The 25,359-nt window shown below is 70.8% G+C and carries 34 protein-coding genes; 23 read left to right on the top strand and 11 right to left on the bottom strand.

The features are described from left to right. Positions 1-15 precede the first annotated feature (15 nt). A complete protein-coding gene (locus tag ACFY15_RS33030; protein ID WP_390826656.1) occupies positions 16-255 on the bottom strand; it encodes a hypothetical protein in 240 nt (79 codons plus the stop codon). A gap of 113 nt (positions 256-368) precedes the next feature. Between ACFY15_RS33030 and ACFY15_RS33025 the strand changes: the two genes are divergently transcribed. The 21 genes from ACFY15_RS33025 (at position 369) to ACFY15_RS32925 (ending at position 17,283) form a co-directional block, all read left to right on the top strand. Then, positions 369-836: a hypothetical protein gene (locus tag ACFY15_RS33025; protein ID WP_390826655.1), complete on the top strand. Its 468-nt coding sequence runs from the start codon at positions 369-371 to the stop codon at positions 834-836. A 240-nt stretch (positions 837-1,076) separates the two neighbouring features. Continuing rightward, on the top strand, positions 1,077-1,859 hold the full coding sequence (locus tag ACFY15_RS33020) for a hypothetical protein (protein WP_390826654.1): 783 nt from the start codon (positions 1,077-1,079) through the stop codon (positions 1,857-1,859). Positions 1,860-2,012: 153 nt separating this feature from the next. After that, positions 2,013-2,510 carry a hypothetical protein gene (locus ACFY15_RS33015; RefSeq protein ID WP_390826653.1) on the top strand — a complete coding sequence of 166 codons (498 nt, stop codon included), beginning with the start codon at positions 2,013-2,015 and terminating at the stop codon, positions 2,508-2,510. A gap of 107 nt (positions 2,511-2,617) precedes the next feature. Further along, complete coding sequence (locus ACFY15_RS33010; protein ID WP_078632605.1) at positions 2,618-3,034, top strand: hypothetical protein; 417 nt, start codon at positions 2,618-2,620, stop codon at positions 3,032-3,034. 74 nt (positions 3,035-3,108) lie between these two features. Then, a complete protein-coding gene (locus ACFY15_RS33005) occupies positions 3,109-4,002 on the top strand; it encodes a hypothetical protein (RefSeq protein ID WP_390826652.1) in 894 nt (297 codons plus the stop codon). Beyond that, positions 3,999-4,649 (top strand): hypothetical protein, encoded by a 651-nt coding sequence (locus tag ACFY15_RS33000; protein ID WP_390826651.1) that lies wholly within the window; start codon positions 3,999-4,001, stop codon positions 4,647-4,649. Before ACFY15_RS33005 ends, ACFY15_RS33000 begins: the two co-directional genes overlap by 4 nt. A 10-nt stretch (positions 4,650-4,659) precedes the next feature. Further along, complete coding sequence (locus ACFY15_RS32995) at positions 4,660-5,448, top strand: hypothetical protein (protein ID WP_390826650.1); 789 nt, start codon at positions 4,660-4,662, stop codon at positions 5,446-5,448. Then, positions 5,445-5,681, top strand: coding sequence for a hypothetical protein (locus ACFY15_RS32990; protein WP_390826649.1), 237 nt, complete (start codon positions 5,445-5,447; stop codon positions 5,679-5,681). The genes ACFY15_RS32995 and ACFY15_RS32990 overlap by 4 nt, the downstream gene beginning before the upstream one ends. Positions 5,682-5,719: 38 nt before the next feature. Beyond that, positions 5,720-6,103 (top strand): hypothetical protein, encoded by a 384-nt coding sequence (locus ACFY15_RS32985; protein ID WP_390826648.1) that lies wholly within the window; start codon positions 5,720-5,722, stop codon positions 6,101-6,103. Continuing rightward, a complete protein-coding gene (locus ACFY15_RS32980; RefSeq protein WP_390826647.1) occupies positions 6,100-6,888 on the top strand; it encodes a DUF317 domain-containing protein in 789 nt (262 codons plus the stop codon). The genes ACFY15_RS32985 and ACFY15_RS32980 overlap by 4 nt, the downstream gene beginning before the upstream one ends. Positions 6,889-7,020: 132 nt before the next feature. Further along, positions 7,021-7,386 (top strand): hypothetical protein, encoded by a 366-nt coding sequence (locus ACFY15_RS32975; RefSeq protein ID WP_390826646.1) that lies wholly within the window; start codon positions 7,021-7,023, stop codon positions 7,384-7,386. Then, complete coding sequence (locus ACFY15_RS32970) at positions 7,377-8,207, top strand: DUF317 domain-containing protein (protein ID WP_390826645.1); 831 nt, start codon at positions 7,377-7,379, stop codon at positions 8,205-8,207. Before ACFY15_RS32975 ends, ACFY15_RS32970 begins: the two co-directional genes overlap by 10 nt. A 20-nt stretch (positions 8,208-8,227) precedes the next feature. Beyond that, positions 8,228-8,815 carry a hypothetical protein gene (locus tag ACFY15_RS32965; protein ID WP_390826644.1) on the top strand — a complete coding sequence of 196 codons (588 nt, stop codon included), beginning with the start codon at positions 8,228-8,230 and terminating at the stop codon, positions 8,813-8,815. Positions 8,816-8,850: 35 nt separating this feature from the next. After that, positions 8,851-10,092, top strand: a complete 1,242-nt coding sequence (locus ACFY15_RS32960) for an acetyl-CoA carboxylase biotin carboxylase subunit family protein (RefSeq protein ID WP_390826643.1) — start codon at positions 8,851-8,853, stop codon at positions 10,090-10,092. Further along, entirely contained in the window at positions 10,089-10,862 is a 774-nt protein-coding gene (locus ACFY15_RS32955; protein WP_390826642.1) for a DUF317 domain-containing protein, read from the top strand. Before ACFY15_RS32960 ends, ACFY15_RS32955 begins: the two co-directional genes overlap by 4 nt. A 41-nt stretch (positions 10,863-10,903) precedes the next feature. Next, the gene (locus ACFY15_RS32950) at positions 10,904-12,694 is read left to right on the top strand and encodes a type IV secretory system conjugative DNA transfer family protein (RefSeq protein ID WP_390826641.1); all 1,791 of its coding nucleotides are present in this window, start codon (positions 10,904-10,906) and stop codon (positions 12,692-12,694) included. Beyond that, positions 12,691-13,941 (top strand): DNA cytosine methyltransferase, encoded by a 1,251-nt coding sequence (locus ACFY15_RS32945; protein ID WP_390826640.1) that lies wholly within the window; start codon positions 12,691-12,693, stop codon positions 13,939-13,941. Before ACFY15_RS32950 ends, ACFY15_RS32945 begins: the two co-directional genes overlap by 4 nt. Continuing rightward, positions 13,941-15,077 (top strand): DnaB-like helicase N-terminal domain-containing protein, encoded by a 1,137-nt coding sequence (locus ACFY15_RS32940; protein ID WP_390826639.1) that lies wholly within the window; start codon positions 13,941-13,943, stop codon positions 15,075-15,077. Before ACFY15_RS32945 ends, ACFY15_RS32940 begins: the two co-directional genes overlap by 1 nt. Before the next feature lie 262 nt (positions 15,078-15,339). Next, on the top strand, positions 15,340-15,639 hold the full coding sequence (locus tag ACFY15_RS32935; protein ID WP_086726831.1) for a hypothetical protein: 300 nt from the start codon (positions 15,340-15,342) through the stop codon (positions 15,637-15,639). 120 nt (positions 15,640-15,759) lie between these two features. Then, positions 15,760-16,239 (top strand): hypothetical protein, encoded by a 480-nt coding sequence (locus tag ACFY15_RS32930; RefSeq protein ID WP_390826638.1) that lies wholly within the window; start codon positions 15,760-15,762, stop codon positions 16,237-16,239. Between the two features lie 198 nt (positions 16,240-16,437). Further along, positions 16,438-17,283, top strand: a complete 846-nt coding sequence (locus ACFY15_RS32925) for a class I SAM-dependent methyltransferase (RefSeq protein WP_390826637.1) — start codon at positions 16,438-16,440, stop codon at positions 17,281-17,283. Positions 17,284-17,474: 191 nt separating this feature from the next. On the opposite strand, the gene ACFY15_RS32920 is transcribed toward ACFY15_RS32925, so the two are convergent. Beyond that, complete coding sequence (locus ACFY15_RS32920; protein ID WP_390826636.1) at positions 17,475-17,828, bottom strand: VOC family protein; 354 nt, start codon at positions 17,826-17,828, stop codon at positions 17,475-17,477. Positions 17,829-17,908: 80 nt separating this feature from the next. Between ACFY15_RS32920 and ACFY15_RS32915 the strand changes: the two genes are divergently transcribed. Then, positions 17,909-18,217 (top strand): hypothetical protein, encoded by a 309-nt coding sequence (locus ACFY15_RS32915; RefSeq protein WP_390826635.1) that lies wholly within the window; start codon positions 17,909-17,911, stop codon positions 18,215-18,217. Here ACFY15_RS32915 and ACFY15_RS32910 read toward each other — a convergent pair. Further along, on the bottom strand, positions 18,195-18,857 hold the full coding sequence (locus ACFY15_RS32910; RefSeq protein WP_390826634.1) for an HAD-IA family hydrolase: 663 nt from the start codon (positions 18,855-18,857) through the stop codon (positions 18,195-18,197). The two genes, ACFY15_RS32915 and ACFY15_RS32910, sit on opposite strands and share 23 nt — an antisense overlap. 423 nt (positions 18,858-19,280) lie before the next feature. On the opposite strand from ACFY15_RS32910, the gene ACFY15_RS32905 reads away from it, so the two are divergent. Then, entirely contained in the window at positions 19,281-20,159 is an 879-nt protein-coding gene (locus ACFY15_RS32905; RefSeq protein ID WP_390826633.1) for a phosphotransferase family protein, read from the top strand. A gap of 5 nt (positions 20,160-20,164) precedes the next feature. Here ACFY15_RS32905 and ACFY15_RS32900 read toward each other — a convergent pair whose 3' ends face one another. The 8 genes from ACFY15_RS32900 to ACFY15_RS32865 all read right to left on the bottom strand — a co-directional run bounded on the left by ACFY15_RS32900 (position 20,165) and on the right by ACFY15_RS32865 (position 25,346). Then, the gene (locus tag ACFY15_RS32900) at positions 20,165-20,464 is read right to left on the bottom strand and encodes a hypothetical protein (RefSeq protein WP_390826632.1); all 300 of its coding nucleotides are present in this window, start codon (positions 20,462-20,464) and stop codon (positions 20,165-20,167) included. Continuing rightward, positions 20,461-20,952 (bottom strand): GNAT family N-acetyltransferase, encoded by a 492-nt coding sequence (locus ACFY15_RS32895; RefSeq protein ID WP_390826631.1) that lies wholly within the window; start codon positions 20,950-20,952, stop codon positions 20,461-20,463. Before ACFY15_RS32895 ends, ACFY15_RS32900 begins: the two co-directional genes overlap by 4 nt. Next, positions 20,940-21,815, bottom strand: a complete 876-nt coding sequence (locus tag ACFY15_RS32890) for a hypothetical protein (protein WP_390826630.1) — start codon at positions 21,813-21,815, stop codon at positions 20,940-20,942. Before ACFY15_RS32890 ends, ACFY15_RS32895 begins: the two co-directional genes overlap by 13 nt. A gap of 187 nt (positions 21,816-22,002) precedes the next feature. Beyond that, positions 22,003-22,692, bottom strand: a complete 690-nt coding sequence (locus ACFY15_RS32885) for an AAA family ATPase (RefSeq protein ID WP_390826629.1) — start codon at positions 22,690-22,692, stop codon at positions 22,003-22,005. Further along, entirely contained in the window at positions 22,656-23,483 is an 828-nt protein-coding gene (locus ACFY15_RS32880) for a hypothetical protein (protein WP_390826628.1), read from the bottom strand. Before ACFY15_RS32880 ends, ACFY15_RS32885 begins: the two co-directional genes overlap by 37 nt. Then, entirely contained in the window at positions 23,480-24,247 is a 768-nt protein-coding gene (locus ACFY15_RS32875; protein WP_390826627.1) for a GDSL-type esterase/lipase family protein, read from the bottom strand. The genes ACFY15_RS32880 and ACFY15_RS32875 overlap by 4 nt, the downstream gene beginning before the upstream one ends. Further along, on the bottom strand, positions 24,240-24,761 hold the full coding sequence (locus ACFY15_RS32870) for an NUDIX domain-containing protein (RefSeq protein ID WP_390826626.1): 522 nt from the start codon (positions 24,759-24,761) through the stop codon (positions 24,240-24,242). The genes ACFY15_RS32875 and ACFY15_RS32870 overlap by 8 nt, the downstream gene beginning before the upstream one ends. A 96-nt stretch (positions 24,762-24,857) precedes the next feature. Continuing rightward, a complete protein-coding gene (locus tag ACFY15_RS32865; RefSeq protein ID WP_390826687.1) occupies positions 24,858-25,346 on the bottom strand; it encodes a GNAT family N-acetyltransferase in 489 nt (162 codons plus the stop codon). Between the last annotated feature and the right edge of the window lie 13 nt (positions 25,347-25,359).

Here is a 25,359-nt window from a genome sequence, read left to right as displayed (position 1 = left end):
GCCATCACGCCCCACCTAGCCGACTGGTAACTCCAGCACGAGCAGTTCGAGCCCGTCCCCGGCCGACCGGACCTGTACCGGCTCACCCGTCCCGACCAGGACCTGCGGCGCCGGGCCCGGCAGACCGTCCACGATCTCCGCCGCCATGGCTTCACCGTGCACGCGGACCTCTCCCTCGACCCGGCCGTCACCGCAGCGCCTCCCCGCCCGGCCCAGACCAACTGCCTGGCCGAACGACGCGCTCGCATTGCCCAAGCGGCCTCCGCCCGGTCACCGCAGCACCGCGCGGGCGCCAGCCCCCAGGTCACCGCCCCGGCCATGCCCTCCGCCGTCACCCGTTCCTCGACCGTCGCACGGACACGGTGACCATGACCGACACCCCGATCCGCATCAGCGAGGACAGACCCGAAGCAGTCGCTGCCAGCGCCCTCTTCCAGGAGCAGCTCATCGAGGCAGCCTGGGAGCTGCGCTGGGCCCAGGAAGCGTACGAGCCCGGAGAAGTCCTGGAGCCGTTTCCGCGCGTGCTGACCGACGCTCTCGCACGGTTCCTCAACCTGGCCCCCGCCCTCATCGCGTACGTGCGCGGGCCCCAGACCGCAAAGCCTTCGGCCCACGCGGAGCTGCTCCTCGACTACTTCGAGACCTCCCTGGAGCTGGCCCGGCAGAGCGACAGCTACGGCATGGCCTTGTGGTTCGCCGAAGGCGAGCAGCTCATCGGCCTAGCCCAGACCGCCGCCGAGACACCTGCCGCCAGCACCCCGCGCCCCGCACCGGCAGCCGGGCCCGTCCGGGCGCCGCTCTCCACCGCGCTGCCGGCAACGCCCCGTTCCCGCTGACCTCCCACGGAGACACCACTGACTTCCGCCGCCGCAACGATCACGCTGCACCTCAGCCCGGAGGACGGCATCGTTGCCCTTCCCGCCGGGCCCGGCTCCGACTGGGCCCGGGCCGCCCTCGACCTGGCCCGCTTCGACGAGAGCCACGAGGGCATCCACGTCCTGCCCCTGACGGATCCCGTCTCGGCACAGGCGGCGATCGAAGCCCTTTACGGGAACGCCAGCCGATTCGGGATCTCCGTGGATGTCAGCCGTCAGCCCTTCATCGGCGACACTGCCAGCCGTATCGCGCAGGCCCTGGCCGGGACATGGGAGCTGGAGCTCGGCAACCTCCAGCTGCCTGCGTCCGACGCCCGGAACCGTCTGCACCGGGCATGGTCTGCGCCCGACGGTCCGCTGCCGACGGCCACGCGCAGCTACAGCCGGCAGATGCCGGCCGCCGCGTTCCTCACCCATGAAGACGGCCGCGTACTCGTGGTGACGGAACGCCCGTGGGACCACCAGGTTCTCGTCGGCGCAATCGCGCCGCACGCCGACTTCCTCGCCCTGGACGTTCCCCAGCCCGCCAGCATCGCCGCCAGCACAGCCCCGGCGGCCGTGGACAAGGTCATCCGGGCCCTGGTCCAGGCCCATCTGCAGATGATGGACACCACGTTGGCCCGGGTCCACGCTGCTCGCCACACTGCGGAGCACCCCGAGATGCTGCCGCTGGCGCTCTCGCTGCGGGCGCACGCGCCGTACCTGATCCGCCACCTGCGTGCCTCCGGGCCCTGGCCCGCATCCGCGCAATCGGCTGGCGCCCTCGACCGCGCCAGCCGAGCGCTGACTGCCGATCCGGCTGCTGACGACGGGCCCGTGGCCGAAGTGCTGGACCGGTGGATCGAGCACGGCAGGCGCGTGACCGAGATGGTCCGCTCCCTTGATCCGCACGCCGCAGGCCGTTCCCCGAACCGCACCACCGCGCCGCCGGGTCTGCCTCCCCGGCCGCCCAGCACCTCTACGGGCTCGAGTCCGGCCCGGTGACCATCCCAGGCACTTCGCGACGGCACCGACTTGACCCGGCTCGCACGAGTCGCTGTCCGCCCGACATCCCCGTCACCTGCCCGGCGCCCGCGCCCACTGCCGGCTCTGAAACACCCCGACCGATCCCCCTTCCTCTATTGCAAGGAGTTCTTCATGGCCATCCCCACGTCTTTCGAGATCGTCCACAGCTGTGGACACAGCAACACCGTTGATTTGTCCAGCCGTTCGGCGGATCAGCGCGCCGGATACGCCCGCTGGCTCGCCACCCGGCAGTGCACCGACTGCTGGCGGGCCGATCACCAGGCGGACGCCGCCAGCACGGCCGAGTGGCTGGCCGCCAAGCGCGCAGACGAACAGGCCGCCGCTGCGGACTGGGCAACCCAGTTCGACATGCCGCCCCTGGAAGGGCCCGAAAAGATCCTGGGCTGGGCCGAGCGCACCCGCCACCAGCTGGTGACCCGCGCGTACACCGCGCTAGTCACCGAAGGCACCTGGGACGAAGCCGACTGGGCCCAGCTGGAGGAGCAGGTCCGGCTGCTGACGAGGGCAGGGTGGTGGGTCGACCAGCGCGAGGCCGAAGGGACCGATCTGCCCGAGCTGCTGGAGGCCGCCGACGACCGCGACCGACCCACGGAGAACCCGTTCCAGTAAGGGCGCGCGGCGCGCAATATAGCGGCGAAGTCCCGGTTTCGGAAACCGGGGATTCTCCGGACCCTTTGTCTTCCACCGCCGCCCAGCGCCTTCGTGGAGGACCCTCCGTGCCCGAGACCCGCCCCGTGTACCTGCCGCCCGACCCGCTCACCCCGGAGCGGGACATCACCCACCAGCACTTCCGCCCCGGCGAGCACGTCGTGATCCTCAAGGGCGCCGCCGGCGGAGAGCTGTGGGGCGACGCGATGAAGGTCGTGGCCGACTCGTGGCACACCCCGACCGACGAGGACGGATGGCGGCTGCTCGACCCCAACGGCGGCGACCGCTCCTACGTCACGGCCCACCCCCGCTACCTGGTGCACCTGTCCAAGCGGTGCCCGGAGTGCCTGGTGCACCAGAAGGCGCTGCGGGAGTACCTGGTCAAGCGCCTCGGGGACGGCGAGGAGGCCGTGGACTGCAGCTGGTACTCCCTGACCGCACTCAACCAGCTCGTCCACGTCGCCGACGCCCGCCCCGGGCGCTGACCACGGCAATACCGCCATCCCGAAAGCGCGGGCCTTCCGACATCCCCTCGAAATGCAATCCCCCGAGCGAGACCATGATCATTGCAATCCACTCCCGTGACGTGACCGCCGAGGAAGCCCTCGCCGAGGCGCTCGGACGGGAGATCAGCATGGCCGAGGGCCTGACCACCGAGCCCGGTGGCACGGTGGTGGCCCACTCGAACCGGCAGGACCACTACACCGACGAGGACGAGACCTGGAGCTCGGCGACGTGGGCCGACCATCTCACCGACCCGTCGCTGGAGCACCCGCTCGCCTCCGGGCCCGACGGCGACCGGCGCGCAATCCTCCACGTCACCGCGCACATGCATCCGCTGGACCGGGAGCTGAGCCACGCCGAGTGGTCCGAGATCGGATACCGGATCGCCCGTGTCGCCGGTATCGCGCCACCCGGAGACGACCAGGCATGCCAGTGGATCGCGGTCCAGGCCCAGCCCGGCCGCTTGGACGTGATTGCCAACCTCATCCGCCTCGACGGCACCTGGAGTGCCCAGCCCCGACGCCTCCTGCAGACCCTGGTCGCCGAGGCACGGAAAATCGAGGCCGACCTCCTCCTGCATTCCAGCCACCGGCAGGACTCCGCACGCCAGGACCCGATGACCGGCCTGGAGCACGTAGTCGCCCCGCGGGTGCCGACCGCGACCGGCCCTCTCGCGGGAATCCTGCGGCAGCTCGCTGCCGAGCAGTCCGGCCCGATCGCCGCCGTGCGACAGCTCGTGGAGGAGGTCGGCCGGCAGGCCGCCTCGCTGCCCGGCGACCAAACCGACGCCGCCGCACGGGACTTGTTCTGGGCGGCCCGCCGCCTGTACGGGCTGCAGGAGCAGCTGGGCGAGATCGCCTCCCGACTCCAGCCTCCCGCGCCTCCGGCCGCCCTTGCGCCGGCCCGGCCGGTACAGGTGCCTGCCGCATCGCGGGTGGCGGCCCGGTGAACGAGCCGGCCACCCCGCGCAAGGCACCGCCCGTCACGGTCGCCCGGGAGATCGACACCGGCCGGATCGTCGCCCGCGGCGGTGACGGGCTGGCCCACGGCATCCTGGAACGCACCTTCTTCCTCCGCGAGGTTCACGCCGCTACCTGGCATCGGATGTCGCCGACCGTTCTGCCGGCGGACCAGGCCACAGTGGCCCAGCTCGCCGTCGCCCGGCTCCAAGCCGCGGGGTACCGGGTCGAGGCCGACGCCGAATGCGCGACGCCGACGACACAGGACCGCTACGTGACGGACGGCCGGTCCATTGCCAACCTCGCTGCCGCCATCCGCGAGGCGGCCAGCCCGGCCGAAGTGTCCGACCGGCTGGAGGAGGTGACCGCCGCGCACGACGGCATCCTCGCCTCCCTGGACCAGCTCCTCCACTCCCTGGCCGCCGTCTACGACGGCCTCGGCGGACCTTCGGACCGGCACGTCGCGGCCCGCATGCGCTACCTGGCCGAGCACCGGCTCGGTCCCATCACCGCAGACCTGCTCCATACCCGCGCGGAACTCGCCGACCGCACCACGGCCCCAGCCCAGCCGGGCACGTCACTGCCCGCCGCCGCGCCGGCCGCACCAGCCCCTACCGCCTCCGGACGGACCCGATGACCCCCGCCCCATGTTCGAGGAGCCCATGCCCGCCCCCCGCACCCTGCCCGACGACGACAGCCGCGACGTGGAGTCGTTCGCCACCATCCTCTCCGAGGAACTCCCCGGGAACTGGACCGTGCACCACCACCAACACCAGCGGCACGAGGACCAGTTCCTGCATGCCGAAGAAGTCTGGGACCTCAACGAAGTGGCCGCCGCCCTCGCCGAGTACGCCCTGGGCACAGACGCCCACCTCATCCGCGACGACGGCACCCGCCTGTACGTGACCCTCCATCCCCGGCACGAGGAGGAGTTCCTCGTGGCCGCCATGGCTCCGTCCGGCGCCGCCCCGGAGGCGTTCGCCGGGGTCCGCGAACCCGACGGGATCTCCGTGCCTGCCGACCCCGAGCGCGCCGCCCGCGCCATCACCGCCGACCTGCTGCCCCGCTACGACATCGCGCTCGCCTACGTCCGGCACAACGCGATGAACCCCCCGCAGCCCCTCCCCGCCCCCGGCGCTCAGCCGCAGCAGGTGGTGATGACCTGGCTCGAGGACGGTTCCCTCGCGGCCGTCACCATCGCCCGGCCCGCAGCCGAAGCCCTGGTCTCCGAAGGGTTCGCGTGGAACACCGCAGCAAGCGCGTACGTGCTCTCCGGGGACGACACCCGCGCCCAGGCCCATGCCGTCCAAGCGGCCGGCGCCCGCCTCGCCCGCCTCGGCATCGCCACCGTGCTGCGCGCAGCCGCCCGCCCTGCCGCGGAAGCCACGCTGCCCACTCCGCCGCCCGGCGCCCGGACCACCACCCGCGCCCGGTGACCCATACCCTCCGGCACCGCCCCACCCACGCCATGCCAACCGCCGACAGCACCGGCCACCGGCCACGCGTCCCACCGCTCAACGCCGCCAGCCGCCCGCGGCTCGCCCGCTTCCTGCTGCGCCGCTACCTGCGCACCGCCGTCGTCAAGGCCGCAGGCCCCGACCGGCCTCAACTCGCACCGCCGCCGCGCGCCGACCTGCCGGCCACCCCCACCCACCGCCACACCCGCTGACCACCGTCGGGGGTACGGCACAGCCCCCTGGACCGCCCATGACCCCACCCGCCACCACGCTCACCAACAGCATCACCCGCCAGCTCGACCAGCTCTCCGCACACCTGTCCCAGGCCGGGCCCCAGCAGGCCGCACAGATCCTCCAGCAGGTCCTGGACGCCGAGAACGGCATCCTCGGCAGGCTGACAGCCCTGGTCGGCACCGGCACCTACGTCACCAAGCACCACGCCCAAAGCGGCGTCTTTCCCGCGGAAATGTGGCTGGCGCTCGGGCGCACCGCCAACACCCTGCACGACCTCGGCATCGATCTGGACGAACACCAGGAAGTGTTCGAGGAGATCGCCTCGCGCCGCTCCCTGACCACGTCCGCTCCGGATGCCACGCAGGCCACCGCCCTGGTGGCGCGGGGGAGGCACCGTTGAGCAAGAGACAGCAGTGGTCCGGCTGGGGCCAGGCCCAGCAGGCGCAGCAGCACTACCTGGTCGAGCCCCGCTACCTGGCCGGCGGCGGGGACCTGCGCCACGTCGGCGAGTTCCTGCGCGCGTCGGGGTGGAAGGACGTCTCCCGCAGTTCCGGCACAATGCTCGGTTTCGACTCGCCCGACCAGATGGTGCGCGTCGCCTACCAGCCGCCGGGCGGCTGGCAGGTCCACGGTGCCGCGCACGGACATCAGTCGGCCTGGCAGGTCACCCTGACCCCGCAGACCCCGGTGGAGATCGTTGCGGGCCTGACCGATGCTCTGACCAAGCCGCGCTCGGCGCACGCCCCGAACGTGTGGGCGCCGCTCACCGAGAAGTCGTGGAGCATGCAGCAGGACGACTACTTCGTCGCCCAGAGCCCCGACCGGCACGCCGTCGTGCAGTACGTCCAACCCGGCGGTGACGGCAGCCAGAACCACTGGTGGGTCGGCGCCCGCAACGAGCACGGGCCCGTGTGGAACGCGCAGGCCACCGCGAGCACCCCGCTGCACCTGGTGCAGTCCCTGACCACGGCCCTGGCCGACCCGGAGCCGGTGATGCGCCCGCTCGGGCACGTCCCGCTCAGCAACCGCATCCGCGTCACGTCCGTGTCTGTCCTGCCCGACCAGCTCGGCGCCTGGCAGCAGGCCCGCCTCTCCGCCGCCCGCGCCGCAGCCTGGAGCCGCAACTGGGTCTCCTCCCGCGCCCGCACCGGCGCCAAGGCGTCTGGCTACGCAAGGACCCGATGAATCGCCCGGCTCCCTCCTCGCCGTTCCTCTCCCGCGCCCTGGGCCCGTCGTTCACCACGCCTCACGACGCCGTCGCGGTCACGGCCCGGCACCCCAGCGCCGCTGAACCACCCTCATTCCCTGGAGCTTTCGATGACTGACGGACACACCACCCGGCTGACCGCCGAGGACATCCGTGCCTCCGCACACACCCTGCACCGTCTCACCGCCCACCTGCGGACCGGCCCGCACGTGACCGAAGCCCTCTCCTTGATCGCGGCACTCGTCGACGCGGACACCGGCACCGCAGTCCGCCTCGGCGAAGCCCTGCGCGGCATCGCCCGCTACCTCGCCCAGGAGACCACCGTCCCTCGCACCGACACCGTCGAGGCGACCCTGGGCGAATACATCGAGGCCGCATCAGTCCTGCAGGACTTGCGCCTGCTCGACCTCACCCTCGAACCCCTGCGCACCGCGCCCGTCCGTACGAGCCCCGCTGAGACGGCCCCGTGGCAGTAAGCGCCGCCCAGCGTGCCTCGTACGCCAACGACCACCACACGAAGATCCCTTTCGAGACGGCGCCCCGCCACCTCGCGGGGCCCGGTGACCCCCGCCACGTCACCCACGCCCTGCTCGCTGCCGGATGGACCCTCACCTCCGCCCCCGGCGACCCCCGGATCGCCTTGACCGGTCCCGACGAGGGCCGGCACCACATGGTGATCGACCCGTTCGCCTCCGGCTCCTGGTGGCGGATCCACTCCGTCGACTGGACGTGGAACGCCTCCTTCGACCGGATGGTCCCGGCGGAGATCATCGCCGGATTCACCGACCGCCTCCTCGACGGCCCGCGCCGAGGCGACACGGGGCCGTGGGAGCACATGCAGAAGGCGGGCTGGAGCGTAGACCTCCGCCCGGACGGAACCGGCGAGGCCCTCTCGCCCGACCCGAGGCTGCCGATCCGGGCCGAACTGCGCCCCATCTTCAACGACTCACCCGACCACCTCGCGTGGCGCATCGAGGCCAAGCCCGAGCACAGCGGTCCCCCGATCTGGCAGATCTGGATCAGCGGCCCGGTCCCGGACCACCTCATGGCCGGCCTGGCCGAGCAGCTCGTCTCCACCGCCCCCGTCCTGCGCGGCATGCACGACCTCGACCACTACGCCGCCCGGCAGGAGAACAGCCCGCTCACCCCGGAGCAGGCGGTCGAAGCCCACTTCTCCCGCATCGACGCCGCCCGGGCCCGAGCCCGCACCCAGCGCCGCACCCGCCTCACCACCCGCCTGCCAGCACCGGCCGCCGCCCCGGCAAGCCCGGCATCCTCCCGCGTATCCCGCCCCTGAACCCTCGAAAAGGCCCGCCCGTGCCCCAACCCGTCCCCTCCGGCAGCACCGCCGTCCCCGGCCACCAGGAGATAGCCGGCCGTCTTGCCGCCTTCCTGCGCGCGGCGGATACGGCGCTCGACAGCTGGGACCTCTACTCCGACGAGCACACCGACCTCGACGGCTGGCCATACGACCCGGAAGCCTATGACGGCCGCAAGGCCGAGCGGGACCGTGCGGTGTGGACAGCGTTCAGCCCCCTCCGCGAGGAGGCCAGCGTCCTGCTCGACGGCGCCGAAGCCGATCTCGGCCGGGTCCCCGTCTCCTCCGTTCAGCAACGATGGGCCTGGCAACTGGGCCAACTGCGCGACGCGCTCGACCGGATCGACGCCACAAGGACGGAGTACCGAAAGCTCCTCACGGCCCATCCCCATGTGAGCCGCGAAGCTCGGCACGCCGCAGTCGACGCCCGTAACGCGGAGGCATGGAACGCGCTGTACAGCTGGTCCGTCCACGGCCGCGCCGTCCTGGAGATCCGCATCACCGCCGTGCGCGCCGCCGGCCCCAGGATCGCCGCCACCCCGCCGCCTGCTCCGCCGGCCACCGCCGGTCACACGACCCGCCGCTGAACCAACCCTCTCTTCCCTTCCGCCTTGGAGTTCGCTTGTCCCACCGCCCGCTCGTCCTGGTCGTCGCCCCGGGTGACGACATCTACCGCAGTTACTGCCTGCGCCAGGTGGCCGACGCCTACGACGTCGCCGCCATCACCACCGGCCCCCTCACCTGGGAACAGCCCCACGTCGTCGACCACGAGATCGTCGGCGACTTCGACGACGAGGCCGCTCTCCTCGCCGCCGGTGAGGCGCTCGCCGCACGCCGGCCGATCGCGGGCGTGGTGACCTGGGCCGAGGCCCACCTGACAGCGGTGGCCCGGCTGGCCGAGCACCTCGGGCTGGCCATCACCAGCGTGGAGTCGGTACGGACCTGCCGGGACAAGGCCGCCAGCCGCGCCGCGTTCGCCCGCCACGGCGTACCGTCCGCCCAGTCCCTGGCCGCCACCTCCCTGGACGAGGCCCTGGGCGCGGCGAGCACCATCGGCTACCCGGTCGTCGTCAAGCCCGCCTCGGTCGGCGGCAGCATCGGCGTCATCAAGGCCGAGACCCAGGAAGACCTCGCCGACGCGTACGCCTTCGCCACCCGCGGTGTCCAGCTCCACGGCGGCGACAACACCGTCGTCCTGGTCGAGGAGTACCTGTCCGGCGAGGAAGTCAGCGTCGAGTGCGTCACGTTCCAGGGCGTTACCACCGCGGTGGCGGTGACCCGCAAGGAGCTCGGGGCCGAGCCGCTGTTCGAGGAGACCGGCCACACCCTCACCGCCGGCGACCCACTGCTGACCACCGTTGCGCCCATCGCCGCCGCGGCCGTGAAGGCCACCGGCACCGTGAGCGGCATCCAGCACGTGGAGCTGCGGCTTACCTCCACCGGGCCGCGCGTGATCGAGGTCAACGGCCGGATCGGCGGGGACTGGATCGGCTGGGCGGTCTGGCAGGCCACCGGCCTGTCGCTGCCGCGAATCGCCGCCGACCTCGCCGTCGGCTGGGAGCCCGACCTCACCCCCACCCGGCAGCAGGCCGTCGCCATCAAGGTCCTCTACGCCCCCGCATCCGGAACCCTGGCCCAGCGGGCCATCGCCAACGGCTTCGCCAAGACCGCCGGGTGGGTGCACGGCCCGGCATGGCTGTTCGAAGAAGGCGACAAGGTCCTCCTACCGCCCGAGGGCGACCTCGACTCCGCACGGGTCGGCCTGTTCGCCACCCACGCCGACACCCTCGAACTCTCCGTCGCACGCCGTACGGTCACCGCGAACCACATCGCCCTCTCCGTCACGGACAGCGCTCAGCGGTGAGCGGGGCCGAGAAGCCGCCGGTGCTGGCCCAGGTCGCTCCCCGCTACCTGGCCGGCGGCGGGGATCCGCGGTGGGTGACCGCCCCGCTCCAGAAGACTTTCCGCTGGCAGCCGTCCCACATCCCCCTCAGCCCGGTCGTACGGCTCACCCGCCGCGACCGTCAGGCCGAACTGCTGCTATCACCAGACCCGGACAACCACTGGTGGACCCTCCACCACACCGGGACCAGCACCGAGAAGGCGTGGACCATGCGCTTCGGCGCCCGGACCCCGGCCGAGATCGTCGCCGCGGCCACCGACGCCCTCACCACCGGCCCTGCCGACAGCACGGCCGATCCGATGCAAGTCCTGGAGCACGCCGGATGGAAGCACTCCGTACTGGACCACCAGATCTCCTCGCCCGACGGATTCGTCACCGTGTCCCGGCACCCGCTCGGTGCGATGAACATCGAGGTCACGGCCCACGACGGCCCCTGGGCCTCCGAGCCGACCGCCCGTACGGCCTGGCGGGCGTACTTCTCCGACCACACCCCGCCCCACCTGGCCACCGCCGTCCTCGCCGGCATGGTCTCCACCGAGCCGCTGCTGCGTGACGAGAAGGCGATGGTCCCCTTCCTGCGCTACAGCGTCCGCATCGCCCGCGACCGCGTTCCCGCCCATCAGGCCGAGTGCGCCCTGTGGGACCGGGTCGACCGCCTCGCCGCCCACCGCACCGGCACGCCGCTGCCGCCACAGCCGCCCGGCGGGTCGCTGCCCCACCGCACCCGCTGACCCCCTTTCGCCCCCGCCCCCCTTCACGGAACCGCGCGCCCTTGTCCCATTCCAGCTCCTCCTCCGACGGCTACGACATAGCCTTCACAGTCCTCCTCAGCGTCTTCGCCGTCGCCATCCCCCTCTCCCATCTCGCCTGGCTCGGCGGGAACCTCACCGCCCTGCTCACCGGCCACCCCTGGGCCGTCTACCGGCCCGCCGACGCCCTCATACGCCCCGACCAGCTCTGGCCCGGCCTAGAAGAAACGTCCCTGCTCCTCGGCGCCCGAATCCTTCCCGTACTCGCCCTGATCGCCCTGGCCGCCGTCGGCGGCGTGTGGTGGAGCCGCCACAAGGGCGCCTTCGGCGGGAAGAACAAGCGCCGGGTTCAGGGCACCGCCAAGGCCAGGGACATAGAGCCGCTCCTGGCCAGCGCGATCACCGCCAAGGCCCGCAGCCTGCGCCCCAGCCTGAAGGACGCCGACCGCATCGCGGCCTCCGACACCGGAATCCTCCTCGGCAACCTTCAGGGAAGCCGCACCGAAGTCCGCATGGGGTACGAGGACGTCGCGATGGCAATCATGGCACCGCGCTCCGGGAAGACCACCTCGCTGGCGATCCCCTCCATCCTGGCCGCACCCGGCGCCGTACTCCTGACCAGCAACAAGGCCGCCGGTGACGCCTATACGACCTGCTTCGATGCCCGCAGCCGGGTCGGGCGGGTATGGTCGATGGACCCCCAGCAGATCGCCCACGCACCCCGCACCATGTGGTGGAACCCCCTTGCGGACGCCAAGTCCCTGGAGGGCGCGAACCGGCTCGCCGGCCACTTCCTCGCCGCATCCGTGGACGCCTCCCAGCAGGGCGACTTCTGGTCCAAGGCCGGATCCAACATCCTGTCGCAGCTGTTCCTGGCCGCAGCCCTCGACAACCGCCCGATCACGGACGTGATGCAGTGGCTGGCGTTCCCCGCCGACCGGCGACCGCTCGACATCCTGCGCGACCACGGATTCACCTCCGTCGCAGCCCAGTTGAAGGGAACGGTCGAGGGCCCGCCGGAAACCCGAGACGGCATCTACGAGACCGCAAGACAGTACGCGTCCGCCCTGCTCAGCGCCGACATCGCCGCCTGGGTGACCCCACAGAAGGACGTACCGGAGTTCGGCCCGGCCGAGTTCGTGGCCTCCACCGACACGCTGTTCCTTCTCTCCAAGGACGGTGGCGGCGGAGCCTCCGCACTCATCGCAGCGTGCGCCGACTCGGTGATGCGGGCCGCGACCGCCCGAGCCGAACGTACCGGCGGACGTCTCGACCCGCCCATGCTCGCGATCCTCGACGAGGCCGCAAACGTCTGCAAAATCTCCGACCTCCCGGACCTCTACTCGCACCTGGGCTCGCGCGGAATCATCCCCATAACGATCTTGCAGTCTTACAGACAGGGACAGAAAACCTGGGGCGACGCGGGTATGGACGCCATGTGGTCGGCGGCCACCATCAAGGTCATCGGGTCCGGCATCGACGACCCCGACTTCGCGGACAAGCTCTCCCGGCTGATCGGCGACCACGACGTGGAGACCAAGTCCACCTCCATCTCCGAGTCGGGCAAGTCCACCTCGATCAGCATGCGGCAGGAGCGGATCCTGCCCGCGGACCGGATCCGCGCCCTGCCCAAGGGCACCGCCCTCCTCTTCGCGACCGGCCTGCGCGCCGCCATGCTCGACCTGCGCCCCTGGTACCTCGAACCGGGCGCCGGAGAGCTGGCCGCCGCTTCCAAGGCCGCCTCCGACGCCATCACCGCCCGGGCCATCGCCAAGGCCGCGCCCACACAGGCCGACTTCGGGCTGGCCGTATGAGAAACCTCGTTCTGGACCTCTTCGCTGGTCCGGGTGGCTGGGGGCACGCCCTGCACGTCCTGGGTGTGCGCGATGTCGGCCTGGAGTGGGACGAATGGGCATGCAAGACCCGCGCGGCGACCGGGCAGACCACGATCCGCACCAACGTCGCGCTCTACCCGGTCCGCCCTTTCATCGGCCGGACCCGCGGCCTGATAGCGAGCCCGCCCTGTCAGGCGTGGAGCATGGCCGGCAAGCGTCTCGGCCTGGTCGACCAGCCCCTCGTCCACCAGGCCGTGGCGGACCTGGCCGCCGGACGGGACACTCGCCCCCAACTGCTCGCAGCCTGCCAGGATCAGCGGTCGCTGCTGGCCGCCGAACCGATGCGATACCTCCACGCCCTGCACCAGGCCGGCGAGCCGGAATGGATATTGATGGAGGAGGTGCCCGACGTCGCGCCCTTGTGGAAGCAGTACGCCGCGGTGCTGCGCTCCTGGGGGTTCTCCACCTGGTGCGGCATCCTGAACGCGGCTGACTTCGGAGTGCCGCAGACCCGGCGGCGGGCGATCCTGATCGCCTCCCGTACCCGTCGGGCGGTCCCACCCGAACCCACGCACGCCAAGTTCGACGAGCCTGAGTCTCTCTTTGGCCCGGGCCGCCAGAGGTGGGTGTCCATGGCCGAGGCCCTGGGCTGGGGCCGCACCGACGGTCCCGTGCCCACGGTGTGTGCCGGCGGCGGCCCCGGAGGTGGACCTGAACCCTTCCCCTCCGGATCCCGCAAGACGCTGTCCGACGCCCGCGACCGCGGCACCTGGCAGAACCCCCCGCGCCGCCCGGTATCCGGCCGGAGCCCCAAGCCCGGATCGCCGTGCCGGTGCGGGGGCGGGACTTCACCGTCGTGGCCGCACTGCGGGGGCGAACGGGACTGGGTTCTGCCCAGCAACAGCCAGTCGAACGCGGCGGTCCGCCCCGTGACCGAGCCGGCGGCCACGCTGTTCTTCGTCAACCGGGCCAACGAGTGCGTCTGGACCACCGGGTCCACCGCCCTCGCCGGCTCGGCGGCGGAGGCAGCGCCGCCGGCGATCCGAATCACCACCGAGGAAGCCGGAATCCTGCAGTCGTTCCCGGCGTCCTACCCCTGGCAAGGCAACAAGGGCCAGCGCTTCTCCCAGATCGGCAACGCGGTGCCTCCGCTGCTTGCGGCGCACTTGATCGCTCCGCATGTGGAACGCACGTTCAGCCGCGACGACTTCGTGCTGGCGGCTTGATGGCCGATCATGCCCGCGCCGCAGCCGACGAGGAGTTGCCCGAGGACCCGGCGCCGACGCCGGTAGTCCACTACGCCGAGCAGGCCCTTCTCGGCGCCCTGCTCCTGGTCCCCGAGCGGCTGAAGACCATTGGCCTCCTCGAGCCCGAGCACTTCGCCAACACCGCCCACAGTGCCCTGTTCGCGGCGATGTGCACAACGTCCCCGCCCGCACCCGAGGTCCACCGGGCCAGCCCAGTGTGGCCGAACCAGCTTCTTGCCGCCGCCCAGCCCCGGGCCCGGGCCTTGACGGCTGCCTACCTGCACACCCTCATCAGCATCTGCCCCACCGACGCCCACGCCCCGGCCTACGCGCAGATCGTCCGCTCCGGACACGCCCGCCGCGTTCTGCGCCGGCACGCCGGCCTCCTCGCCCAGGCCGCCCGCGCCCCGGGGCCCGACCCGGCCGCGGCCGCACTGGCCCGGGCCGACCAGCTCGCCGTATACCTCGACGAGCTGGTCACCGCCTTCCCCTCTCACCCCGGATCAATGCCCCGGACCCCGCCGGTACCCGCCCCGGCTGCCGAGGCGTCGGTGGAGGCGGAGGACGAGGAGCGGATGCTCCTGGCCACGGCCACCGCCCACCCCGATGACCTGCCGCGGCTGCGCTGGCTACACGAAAGCGACTTCACCGTCCCCGTGCACGCCGCCCTCTTCGCCTGCCTGACGGCACTCGCCCGCCGGGGTGCACCCGTGGACCCCATCACCGTGCTGTGGGAAGCCCAGCAGCGCGGCCTGCTTCGCGACGGGCTCGGTCCCGCGGAGGTCCTCGACCTGCTCGCCCATCCCGCAGGGTCACCCGAGCACTGGGGCCAGAAGGTCCTCCAGCGCGCTCTCCTGGGCCAGGCCGGTGCCGCTGCCGCACGGATCGAAGCGCTCACCACGGACGAGGCCACCTCCGTCCACCAGTTGGCCACCGGCAGCCGCCGGGCACTCTCCGCGCTCTCCACGGTCCGGGGCCGCTGGCACCAGGCAACCGGCAACTTCGCCGAGAAGCCCCCCGCCCGCCGGTCTGCCGTCCCCCGGGCTCCCGCCGTCCGCACCCCGGCCCCACGAGCCAGCCCTGCCGCGCGCACCCCCTCCCGGTCAGGCCGATGACCGTTCCCAACCCGACCGAAAGCCCTGCATGCCCCAAGCCTCCGCGGACGCCCACTAGGCCGTTTGCTAGAGAAGGCTGGTGAGTCGGGTACACCTCAGACTTCGTCGTCGAGCAGCGCCATTCCCAGCACGGGCTGCGCCTCCCGCCTGCGACGGTGCAGCCGCGTGGCGTCCATCTCGCTGCGTAAACTACTGGCTCGTGCGCCTGTCTGTGATGTCAACGTGCACCTGACGGTTTCCCGTTCGACCGAAGGACTGAGCCGTGCCCGACCGACCTGAGATTGTCTGCATCTGCGGCTCTACCCGGTTCGTGGACGAGATGCGTGCGGCGAACCGTGATCTGACCTTCGCAGGTGTCATCGTCGTCGCGCCAGGCGAAGCAGACGAGTTGATCACCAACGAGCAGAAGACCGCGCTGGACGCTCTCCACCTGCGCAAGATCGACCTGGCTGACCGGGTTCTGGTCGTCAACCCCGGCGGGTATATCGGCGAGTCCACGAGCAGGGAGATCGCATATGCCCACGCCACCGGCAAGCCGATCTCGTTCACCGATCCCGTTTGACCAGTAGACGCTTCGTGGTGCGCGCGGGCAACGAGTCTCAATCAGCCTCGGAGCGTGTTGCCAGAGGGTCTTCGAAGTCATCCGGCCCAGCCTTGTGCTTGTGTCGCGCGACGTGAAGGGATGAACCAGCAGGTCAGACAGCACACCGGCCTGCTGGCACCCAGCCTTCTGCAACACCCTTTAGGCGCCGGCACATCAGCCATGAACGACCAACGCCGCTGGCGACGCGCAGAACGGGCCCGTTCCAGGAAGGAGCGCGCTGCCCTGTACGCGGAGTACCTCACCGCGCTGGAGGACACCGGACATGAACTCCTCACCGTGCTCCGCACCGCGCCGCCGCACGAACGCCCCACAGCCGCAGAGACGGCCTTCACCGCATATGGGCTGGGAGCCGTGCGCCACCGGATCCACGTCCTCGCTCCTGCCTCGGTAACCGACGCCGCCGACGCTGTCTTTCGCGCCGTGCGCAACAGCCGGGGCCACGTCGCCACCGCAGATCCCGGGAACGAACCTGCCCTGGAGAGCCTGAAGGCGGAAATCGGTGACCTCCGCGACCGCCTCAAGCCGATCATGCGGCACGACATCACCACCATGATGTAGACGCAGGTGGTACAGCCCGCGCCGCCCTCCCACGGTCTGATCACACGGCTTCTGGGAGGGCATCCGCCCGAACTCGATCCTGGCGGCACGTAATTGGGCCCAGCGCCCCTCCGCAGGACACCGAAATTCGCAGTGATCACTTCGCAATGTCCCCTACCCTGCCGGACACCACCAGCCCCTCAGGACGAGGAGTCCACGATGACGAGCAACCCCTCCGTACGCCCGGAGATCACCGACTTCTACACCCGATCCGACGAGGCCGCACGACTGCACACCACCGCCACGGGCACCCTGGAACTCGCACGCACCCGCGAGCTACTACGCCGCCACCTCCCACCCGCGCCGGCCCGCGTGCTTGATGTCGGTGGTGGCCCCGGAACCCACGCCCGATGGCTCGCAGAAGACGGCTACACCGTGCACGTCGTGGACCCCGTACCCAAGCACGTCAGCCAGGCAGCCGCCCTCGACGGCGTGACAGCCGAGCTGGGCGACGCCCGCCACCTCACGGCCGCAGCCGGCACGTACGACGTAGTGCTGCTCCTCGGCCCCCTGTACCACCTCCACGACAAGGCCGACCGGCTCTCCGCGCTGACCGAAGCGGCCCGCGTGGTCCGGCCCGGCGGTCTCATCGCCGCAGCCGCGATCTCCCGCTACTCCCCCCTCCTCGATTACATCGCCACCACCGGCATCACCGAGCCCGCCATCCAGGACGGAGTACGCGACACCCTCGACCAGGGCCGCTACGCAGGACAGCGCGGCTTCACCGTCGCCTACTTCCAGACCTCCACCGAGCTCCGCGCGGAAGTCACCCAGGCCGGACTCGCCAACCCCACCGTGTACGGCATCGAGGGACCCGGCTGGGTGGCGGTCAAGGCCATCGAGAAGTACACCGCCACCAACCTCTTGAACACAGCGATGTACGACGCTGCCCTCGCCGCAGCTCGCCTCGCGGAATCGCACACTGCGCTCACCGATGCCTCCGCCCACATCCTCGCCATCACCAGCACCCGCTCCCCCAAGGAACCTCCCGCACGAGGCCTGTGAGGTTGCTTCGGCACGCGAGACACTCGCCTCCACCGGGGGCGTTAAAGAAGGCACGCAGCGGGGACGACTCCCCCAGCAGCCACCTGGGCTAGGGCGTCGAGCTCGTCGTCCGAAGGGATGCGCAGGACGAGTTCGGCGGTGGTGAGCTGGAGGCTGGTGAGGGCCAGTGGCGCATTGGGGACTCCGAGGGGTCATGGACCATCGAGTCCGAAAGCAGTGCCGAAGGGGTCGATGAGCTGGCAGATGCGCCGACCGGGCTCCACATCGAGGGGGCCGCGGTGATGGGTGCAGCCCGCTTCCAGGAGGCGCTTGCGTTCGGCTTCGAGGTCCTCGACGGACCAGTATGGGACGGTGCTTCGCCCGTGGGCGTTGGCTTTCGGGGACGCCTGGTGGAAGCCGAACTCGAGTCCGCCGAGGTCGAGCCAGGCGTAGACGGCGGTGCCGTTGATGTCGAGCTTGACCTCGGCTTCGAAGATGTTGCCCCACCAGCGGGCGGCGACTTCGGGATCGTCGACGAAGACCATGACGGTGCGGATACCGCGCACTTGGGATCCTCCTTGCGTCGAGAGGTGGCACGGTACCGCTGGCTGGTCACTAGTGGGCGCCGTGCAGGGAACGGAGGCCGGTGGCAGCGGCGAACGCTGCCAGGGGCGCGTATGAGGTCGTGATCGTTCCACTGGGCGCCGAGTTCGCGTACGTGGTGCAGGTAGGCGTGGCGTACCCAGCGCGGGAACGGGTGTCCCTGGTGATCCGCCATCTGGGCGAGGGTGATCAGGTCGGGCAGCCCGGTGATGTCCGGGCGGAGGGTTTCTGCGTCGATGAGGGCGAGGTGCCCGTCGGCGCGGCGGCGGATGTGTTCCGGCATGAGGTCCAGGCTGGCGAGGAAGGCCGCCACCCGCCAGAGGTCGAGGTCAAGCGGCGAGGACCGCACTGACTCCCAGAAGGGCCTCCAGCTCCGCAACGGCCTCGTCCTCACCGGTGGCGTGGACGGTGGTGATCCCCAGCTCTGCGGCCGGCGGAAGGTTCACCACGTGATCGTCCACGAACACGCACCGCTCGGCAGGCAGGCCGATGCGGTCCAGGGTCAGCCGGTAGATCGCCGGATCAGGTTTGGCCATGCCGACCAGCCCGGAGACGACGTGCACATCGAACAGATCCCAGATTCCGACGTGCTCGTACGGGTTGAACGGGTCCAGGCCGAAGCTGTTGGACAACAGGGCGACCCGATGACCAGCCGCCCGTGCCGCACGGGCGAGGGCAGCCATCCGACGAGCCGCCGGCACCCCGGCCCACACCCTGCCCATCAGGTTCACCGGGTCAACGTGCGCACCCAGCAGAGCGGCAGTGCCCTCGTTCCACTCCGCCTGCCCCATCTCCCCGACCTCCAGGGCCGCGTACAGACGCCGACCCTCCGGGTGGTCGTTGAGGGTGCTGCGCCACGCCTCCGGGGCCAGTCCTTCGGATAGGCACCATGCACGGTGGGCAGCGAGAGGGTTGTCGGTGAGCACTCCGGCGAAGTCGAGGATCAGGCCGAGCTGTTCACGCCCGTCCGCGCTGTCAGTGCTGTGCGGCATCCGGTGACCGTCCCTTCCGCGATTGGTCTCACAGGGGACGCTACCGCGCGCCCAGACACGTGGAGCGTTCGAGAAGGCCCCGCGCTCGCCGAGCAGCCGCTCCCGATCCCCGGCATGAGTCAATTCTCCCCGTCGCCGCTAGACCGGCCCATCCGATTTCCTCGGGGGCCCTGCTCCGCGCGGCTGGTCGCCCGACGGGGGCGGGCGGAGCACGGATGAGCAGCCCGGTGGTTCGAGTAGGTGATGGACGTCTGGAACCCATCTTCCGGCCCGGCGGGTGGAAGAACTCCAGCGCTGAGTCCCCTCAGACCGCTAGCCTGCCGGGAACGTCTCCTGCCCGGCGCCAGTTCCAGGGGGTATCCCATGGCCGTAACTTCTGTCCGGCCAGAGTGGGCGTCGCTTCCCTCCGAGGCGCGTGCTTACGTGGAACTCCGGCTGGGCTCCCCCGTAGCCGGGGCGATTCCGTGCACCGGCGGGTTCACCCCGGGTGTGGCGTCCCGGCTGCTCCTGGACGACGGGCGGCATGTATTCCTCAAGGGGATGAGCGATGATCACCCGTTCGCCCCGCAGTATGCGGACGAGATCGCCGTAACCTCGGTCCTTCCGGACGGTGTGGGGCCGCGTGTCCTGTGGTGGGCCACGCCGGAGGACAGCGCCGGATGGTGGTGGCTGTGCCTCGAGGACATCCCCGGAACGGTGCCTGTGCTGGCCCCGGATTCGGCGGATACGGTGATGGCTCTGGCCGCCGTCGAGCAGGCTGGGAAACTCCTCACCCCCTCGCCGCTGAACAGCGCACGTCCGATCACCGAGGTGGTTGGCCGGTGGCTGACCGGATGGTCGACTCTGACCGCGCAGACTCCGGATGATCTCGACCCGTGGGCAGCTGGCCGCATCAGTGCCCTTGCCGAAATCGAGGAGAACTGGCAGCAGGCGGCAGCGGGGAGGACGCTTCTGCACTGGGATCTGCGGCCGGACAACATGCTGCGCCGTGAGGACGGGTCGGTCGTCATCATCGACTGGTCTTATCAGAATCAGGGTGCGGCCTGGATCGACCCGGCGGTGCTGGTGCCTCACCTGATTATGGATGGCCACTCGCCCATCGAGGCCGAGGCCGCGGTGAGCCATCTTCCGCAGCCTGACGATCCCGCTGTCCTCACCGCATTCGCCGCCGGGATCGGGGGGTACTGGGAGAAGTCTTCGCGTCGGCCGAATCCGCCAGGTGTTCCGTTTCTTCGTGCCCACCAGGTCCGGGCCGCCGAGGCCGCCCGCGTGTGGCTGCGGCACCGGACCGGGTGGGTGTGATCGGTTTAGCCGTAGGCGCCTTTGCCGTGCTGGCCGAGGAGTCGGGCGAGCTGGTCGGATGCCCCTTCGAGGACGCTGGTTGGAAGCTGGTAGCCGATGAAGGGGTAGAAGCGCTGGCTGATGATCCGCCGGCCGTACGCGGTGGTCAGCAGGTACCGGGTGCGGTCGGACTGGTTCGGGGCGCCTCGGTGCCAGGTCTGGCTGTTGACCAGGTAGGCGTCTCCGGCTCGGGCGAGTAGTGACGTACGGGCGAGTGCGTCGCGGTGCTGGCCGTCGGCGAAGCTCTGCACGATCACGAGGTTCACCGGTGCAGTTCGTACACCGGATATGGCACTCGCTGCCCGTCGCCGGCGTGAAAATCGGCGGTACCGATGCGGGTGAAGCCCGCTTTGGCGAGGACACGGCCAGAGGCAGGGTTGTCAGGGTGGTGCATGGCTTCCAGACGCGCCACTGCGGCTTCGGCGAAGACAAGTGGGACGAACTGCCGTACGGCGTTGGTGGCATGGCCGCGCCCCCAGGTGTCGTCGCGCAGGATGTAGCTGAGGGCGGCGGTACTTTCGTCCTGCCGGCGGCATTTGACGAGGCCGATGAGGTCACCGGCCACGGTGATGCCGAGGCTCCAGTGATCGCGGGGTTCTGCGTGGTCCTGGTCGTGGATTTTCGCCAGGCGTACGGCGGCGTCCTCGACCGGCATCTGGTAGCCCTCGCCGTGGGTGAAGCGGACCGAGGCGCCGCTATAGATGCGCGCCACAAAGGGAGCATCGTCGGGGGTCAGCCCTCTCAGCTCGACCATGCGGCCACCTCGGCGGCGGTGGGGCGCTGGGCGGGGTCTGGGGCCAGGCATGCCTCGATCAGCGCTTCCAGAGCCGGAAACGGCCACGGCTGGACGTCCGGGAGGGCGTGCAGCTTGCCCTCTGCCACAGCGCGGAGCTTGTCGGCGCGCGGGGTGTCGTCCTCGTATACACCGGGACGGTGCCCGGTCCAGCACCAGAACAGCGAGGCGCCCAGACCCCAGATGTCGGCGGGCGGCTCAGCCTGGACGTGGACATCGGCGGCGGTAGCCAGAATGGCGTCGGCGATTTCAGGGGCGGTGGTGTGCGTCAGCGCCCCCCGGTAGGGCAGGCGGGCGGTGTCTGGGCCGCAGGCCAGGGCGTAGTCGATCAGGTGAGCCCCGCCGTCGGGGGTGACGAGCGTGTTGGTGGGCTGTACGTCGGCGTGGGCCCACCCGGCGGCGTGCATCGGGGCGAGGCGAGCGGCCCACGTCTGCGCCACGCCCAGGATCAGGGCGCGGTTGGCCACAGTGTTCCCGGTGCCAAGGCGGGTGGGAGCCAGAGCGTGCCAGAGCGGTGCGCCGTCGACCCACTCCATCGCCAGCCACCGCCCGCTCTCCCACCCTCCGGCATCGATGCGGTAGGCGGAGTGGATCGCGCCGGCCTCGGCCAGGACCTGGAGGTGGTGGTCTTCCTGCGCCAGTTCCCGGGCCTTGTCGCGGGAATCGTCGCCGTCAGGTGCATTGGCCTTCAGCGCCAGAGCCGCCCCGAGCGCCGTGATCTTCCATGCCCGGGAGCCCCGCCTGTCGCTCAGTAGACCGTGGACGACTGTCCCGAACCGCTGCTCCAACGCTTCTACTGCTTCAGCAGGAGGTGCTGCGCCCATCGTTTGATCTCCGTCCAGTCGTGTCCGAGGCTGTCGAGACGTCCCGGCCGTCGTCGACTGCTGCCGCCACGGCGGCGGCCAAGACCGGCGCCGCGCCAAGGAAACGTCGGGTCACGAGGCCGTACCGCGACCCGCACGGGAACGAACCTGGTCAAAGGTGTCCGGCCGGGAGCTGACGGTGTGCGCATTAGCTTCTGCGCGTGGTGTCGAGGGTCTGGGCGAGGTTGTGTTCGGTGGCCGGCCTGCCGTTTCCGAGGAGCGCGAGCACCAGGGCCGGATCACCTTCGTACGTGATGGCGTCTTCGTCCGGTCCAGGGGGCTCGAACCGTGCGGCGAACCGTTCGAGGTCGTGTTCTTCGAACCGGATATCAGCCGGGCCTCCCGTCACATTCCGCTCCCTGACCCGGGCCCACAGCTGCGCATGTGTAGCGGGCAGGTGCAGCATCAGCGGCGCGCCGGCCGCCGAGGTGACGGTCTGCCGCCACTCCTCTCGCTCGGCCCGGGTCCACAGGCCGTGGTCGAGAACAACGTCATGGCCTGTCCCCAACAGGGCTCCCACCCGGGCTCGGATCTCCTCGAGCACCGGCCGCTCGCGGGCGGTGAAGGTCCCGCGCGGGTAGTCCACACCGTAGATCCCGTACCGTCGGTGCATCTCCTCATCCGTGCACAGCCGCACCAGCCCGGCCCCGGCGAGGGCCTCAGCCAGGTAGGTCTTGCCCGAGCCGGGTAGCCCCGCCATCAGGACGCAGCGCGGCGCGCTCCCGGCCCTCGGTTCGTTCCGGAAGTGGTTTCCGCCGAGCGTGGTCTCGTTGCTGATGGCGCTCGTGGTGGTCTCCTCGGTCACGGTGTCGAGTTCGCCTGTCGGTGCTGAACCCATGCCCGGCCTGCCTCAGCGGCTCGGGTCCTGTAGGCGCGGAGCTCCGGTGTTCCCTGCTGGGTGCGGCTGGTCCAGTAGTCGGTGAGGGCTTCGGCGATGGCGTCGATACCGGCAGGGGGTGCGCTCCGGTAGGCGGGGGCCTGAGCGGCCCATCGTTCGGCGTTGGCGGGGGTGTGACCGGTGAGGATGAGCTGCGGGACGAGAAGTGCGAACTCTGCCCACGCGGGGCCGCGGTAGGGCCATGCCCAGTCGAGGAGGGTGATGGTGCCGACAGGGGTGACGAGGAGGTTGTCGGCGCGGAGGTCGCAGTGCAGCAGGGTGTCGCCACGCCCGTACCCCTCGGGGAGGGGGCGGCCGCTGAAAATCGGGCTGTCCGCGAGCGGCGGGGCAGAGGGTAGGGGACATGGGGTGAGTGCTGCGTGTGCGTGACTCAGGGTCTCGTTCAAGGTGTGCAGGTCCGGTGATCCGGGGGCGAGGTCGGGGTGCCGGCCTGTGACGTAGTCGAAAGCGAGCGCGATCCAGCCGTGCGACTCGGCCGCTGTGAGCAGCGCCGGGCCGATACCGGCGGGCAGGGTCCGGGCGGCTGCCATCTCGGTGCGGTACATCCCGGCGCCGGGGTCATCGGCAGGGATCGCCTTGACGAACACCGGGCCGCGGGCGGTGTCGATCCGGACGCGGACCCCGGAGGTGTAGCCGCCAGTCACAGGGACCGGCACGCCGGTAATCGCGAGGTCGTGCGTAAGGCGGTCCCTCAGGGAGGCGGGCAGGTCATTCCAGCGGCGTGCGGTCATCCGTCGATTCTCCTTGCCGGCACTGGCTGTGTCGGCTGTGAATGTCCGACGAGGCGCGCGAGTTGGGGGTGGACGTGTCGGGCGAGGAGGGTAGCGCCGAGCTCGGTGAGATGGACGCCGTCCGTCCACAGCGAGAGGCCGGGCGGGAGGCTCTCGGCCGCGTTCTGGAACGCCTGTTGCACGTCCACGTAGCGGGCCCCGGCGGTCGCGGCCGCGGCCGCGACGATCGTGTTGTACGCGGCCAGCGTGTTGTTCATCTGGGCCACTGCGCCCAGATCGATGGCTCCGGCCCCCACCGCCGTCTCACCGATGCAGAGCACCTCCTTGCTGGCGGAGACGAGCACATCGAGGGTCCGCGCGTACAGGTCGGCGAATTCCTCCGGTCCGACGCCCTCCGCTTCCCTGCCGGCCTGATGGGCGCGCCACACGTCGTTGATGCCGCAGCCGATGACCGCGACGTCGTACGGGGCCCCGCCGGCCTTCACGGTGTCGTGCACGATTCGGTGCACGTCGCGGATGGTTGCTCCGCCCTGGGCCCGGTTGTCGTGCTCGAAGAGCGTGCCGGGATGGTCGGCCTGGAGCGCCAGCGCGACGAGGTACGGGTAGCCGCGCCGTTGCCACCCTTCCACGGTCACCGTCGCGCCGACCGGCGGGAGCCGGGTCTGGTCCGACATCGCAGCCACGTGGGCCTGCAGGTGTTCCATGATGCTGGTCCCGAACCAGCCGACCCGCACGGTGCGCCCGCGGGTGACGTGCTCACCCATGGGTCGTGCCTGTGGAGGCAGTCGCGGACGCACCGGCCTGGGTGCCGCGGGGCCAGGCGTACTCGCTGTACGTGACACCGTCGGCGATGTGGCGCAGGGCGATGCCGAGGTATGGGGGCATAGGCTCCGGGAGGTTGGTGGCCTTGTGCCACTCCCAGCCCTGGCACTTGTCCGGCTCCGGGTTACCGATCTGGCCGTGCCAGCGGTCGACCTCGAAGAAGAACGCGATCCGTCGCGACCCAGCGTGAGTGGAGACGTGGTGCATCAGGTGCACGAACCGTACGTCGCCGGGATCGACGGTGGCGCCGGTCTCCTCGGTGAACTCCCGCCCCGCCGCCATCGTGGCGGGTTCGTGGTCCTCCATCAGCCCTGCCGGTACCTGGTACATGTCGGGGAAGACCGGCTGACTGCTGCGGCGCCCCATCAGGATCTCGTCGCCCTGGCGGACGATCAGGTGGACGTCGGCGTAGTGAGCGGTGTAAGTGCGGCCGGACCCGGCGGTCTTCTCGGGCATGGCTCTCCTCTGATCGTCAAGGCCGGTCACGCTACAGCGCCGCTTCGTGGCCGGCAGCCGATTTCGGTCGCTGGCACTCTCCGAGAGGCCCGTCTGTCAGGGGATGTCTCGCAGCTCGTGCGGCAGCAGCGATCCCACCCAGCAGTCCCGTAGGGCGCCTTGGGACATGGTGCGGAGCCTCAGGGTTCCTTCCATCTGGAATCCGGCCTTGGCCGCGACCGCCCGGGACGCTTCGTTGCCGACGTTCGCCGACCAGGTGATGATCGGCAGCCCGAGGTCTTCGAAGCCCCAGCGGCAGACTCTGGTGACGGCTTCGGTGGCGATGCCGCGGCCGCGGGCTGCCTTGCCGATCCAGTAGCCGATGCTCGACGCCCTCTTGTCGTGCAGGTGCAGGCTGATCGCTCCGGCTCGCTGGCCGGTCTCGGTGATGATGAACGTGGTCCGCTGCCCGGTGTTGGCGTTGTGCACGAACTGCTCGGCGTCGGCTCTGGCGTACGGGCTCGGCACGGTGGTGTTCCGCTGGATCTCCAAGTCCTGCAGCTCGGTGGTAACCCTGTCGATATCGCCTGCCTCGGGCTCTCGCATTACGAGACGTCGG

Origin of the sequence: Streptomyces sp. NPDC001373, assembly GCF_042895815.1 — a bacterium.
Taxonomy (GTDB): domain Bacteria; phylum Actinomycetota; class Actinomycetes; order Streptomycetales; family Streptomycetaceae; genus Streptomyces.
Note: the sequence above shows the minus strand (reverse complement) of the source record. Positions and strands in the feature narration are given on the sequence as shown.

What these genes read in the sequence shown, in the direction of transcription:
- ACFY15_RS32975 (WP_390826646.1), top strand. Translation starts at nt 7,021, where the DNA reads ATGACTGACGGACACACCACCCGGCTGACCGCCGAGGACATCCGTGCC.
- ACFY15_RS32870 (WP_390826626.1), bottom strand. Translation starts at nt 24,761, where the DNA reads ATGCCCGAGAAGACCGCCGGGTCCGGCCGCACTTACACCGCTCACTAC.
- ACFY15_RS32945 (WP_390826640.1), top strand. Translation starts at nt 12,691, where the DNA reads ATGAGAAACCTCGTTCTGGACCTCTTCGCTGGTCCGGGTGGCTGGGGG.
- ACFY15_RS33005 (WP_390826652.1), top strand. Translation starts at nt 3,109, where the DNA reads ATGATCATTGCAATCCACTCCCGTGACGTGACCGCCGAGGAAGCCCTC.
- ACFY15_RS32875 (WP_390826627.1), bottom strand. Translation starts at nt 24,247, where the DNA reads ATGGGTGAGCACGTCACCCGCGGGCGCACCGTGCGGGTCGGCTGGTTC.
- ACFY15_RS32985 (WP_390826648.1), top strand. Translation starts at nt 5,720, where the DNA reads ATGACCCCACCCGCCACCACGCTCACCAACAGCATCACCCGCCAGCTC.
- ACFY15_RS33015 (WP_390826653.1), top strand. Translation starts at nt 2,013, where the DNA reads ATGGCCATCCCCACGTCTTTCGAGATCGTCCACAGCTGTGGACACAGC.
- ACFY15_RS32865 (WP_390826687.1), bottom strand. Translation starts at nt 25,346, where the DNA reads ATGCGAGAGCCCGAGGCAGGCGATATCGACAGGGTTACCACCGAGCTG.
- ACFY15_RS32890 (WP_390826630.1), bottom strand. Translation starts at nt 21,815, where the DNA reads ATGGGCGCAGCACCTCCTGCTGAAGCAGTAGAAGCGTTGGAGCAGCGG.
- ACFY15_RS32885 (WP_390826629.1), bottom strand. Translation starts at nt 22,692, where the DNA reads ATGGGTTCAGCACCGACAGGCGAACTCGACACCGTGACCGAGGAGACC.
- ACFY15_RS32910 (WP_390826634.1), bottom strand. Translation starts at nt 18,857, where the DNA reads ATGCCGCACAGCACTGACAGCGCGGACGGGCGTGAACAGCTCGGCCTG.
- ACFY15_RS32940 (WP_390826639.1), top strand. Translation starts at nt 13,941, where the DNA reads ATGGCCGATCATGCCCGCGCCGCAGCCGACGAGGAGTTGCCCGAGGAC.
- ACFY15_RS32925 (WP_390826637.1), top strand. Translation starts at nt 16,438, where the DNA reads ATGACGAGCAACCCCTCCGTACGCCCGGAGATCACCGACTTCTACACC.
- ACFY15_RS32930 (WP_390826638.1), top strand. Translation starts at nt 15,760, where the DNA reads ATGAACCAGCAGGTCAGACAGCACACCGGCCTGCTGGCACCCAGCCTT.
- ACFY15_RS33025 (WP_390826655.1), top strand. Translation starts at nt 369, where the DNA reads ATGACCGACACCCCGATCCGCATCAGCGAGGACAGACCCGAAGCAGTC.
- ACFY15_RS32880 (WP_390826628.1), bottom strand. Translation starts at nt 23,483, where the DNA reads ATGACCGCACGCCGCTGGAATGACCTGCCCGCCTCCCTGAGGGACCGC.
- ACFY15_RS32895 (WP_390826631.1), bottom strand. Translation starts at nt 20,952, where the DNA reads ATGGTCGAGCTGAGAGGGCTGACCCCCGACGATGCTCCCTTTGTGGCG.
- ACFY15_RS32995 (WP_390826650.1), top strand. Translation starts at nt 4,660, where the DNA reads ATGTTCGAGGAGCCCATGCCCGCCCCCCGCACCCTGCCCGACGACGAC.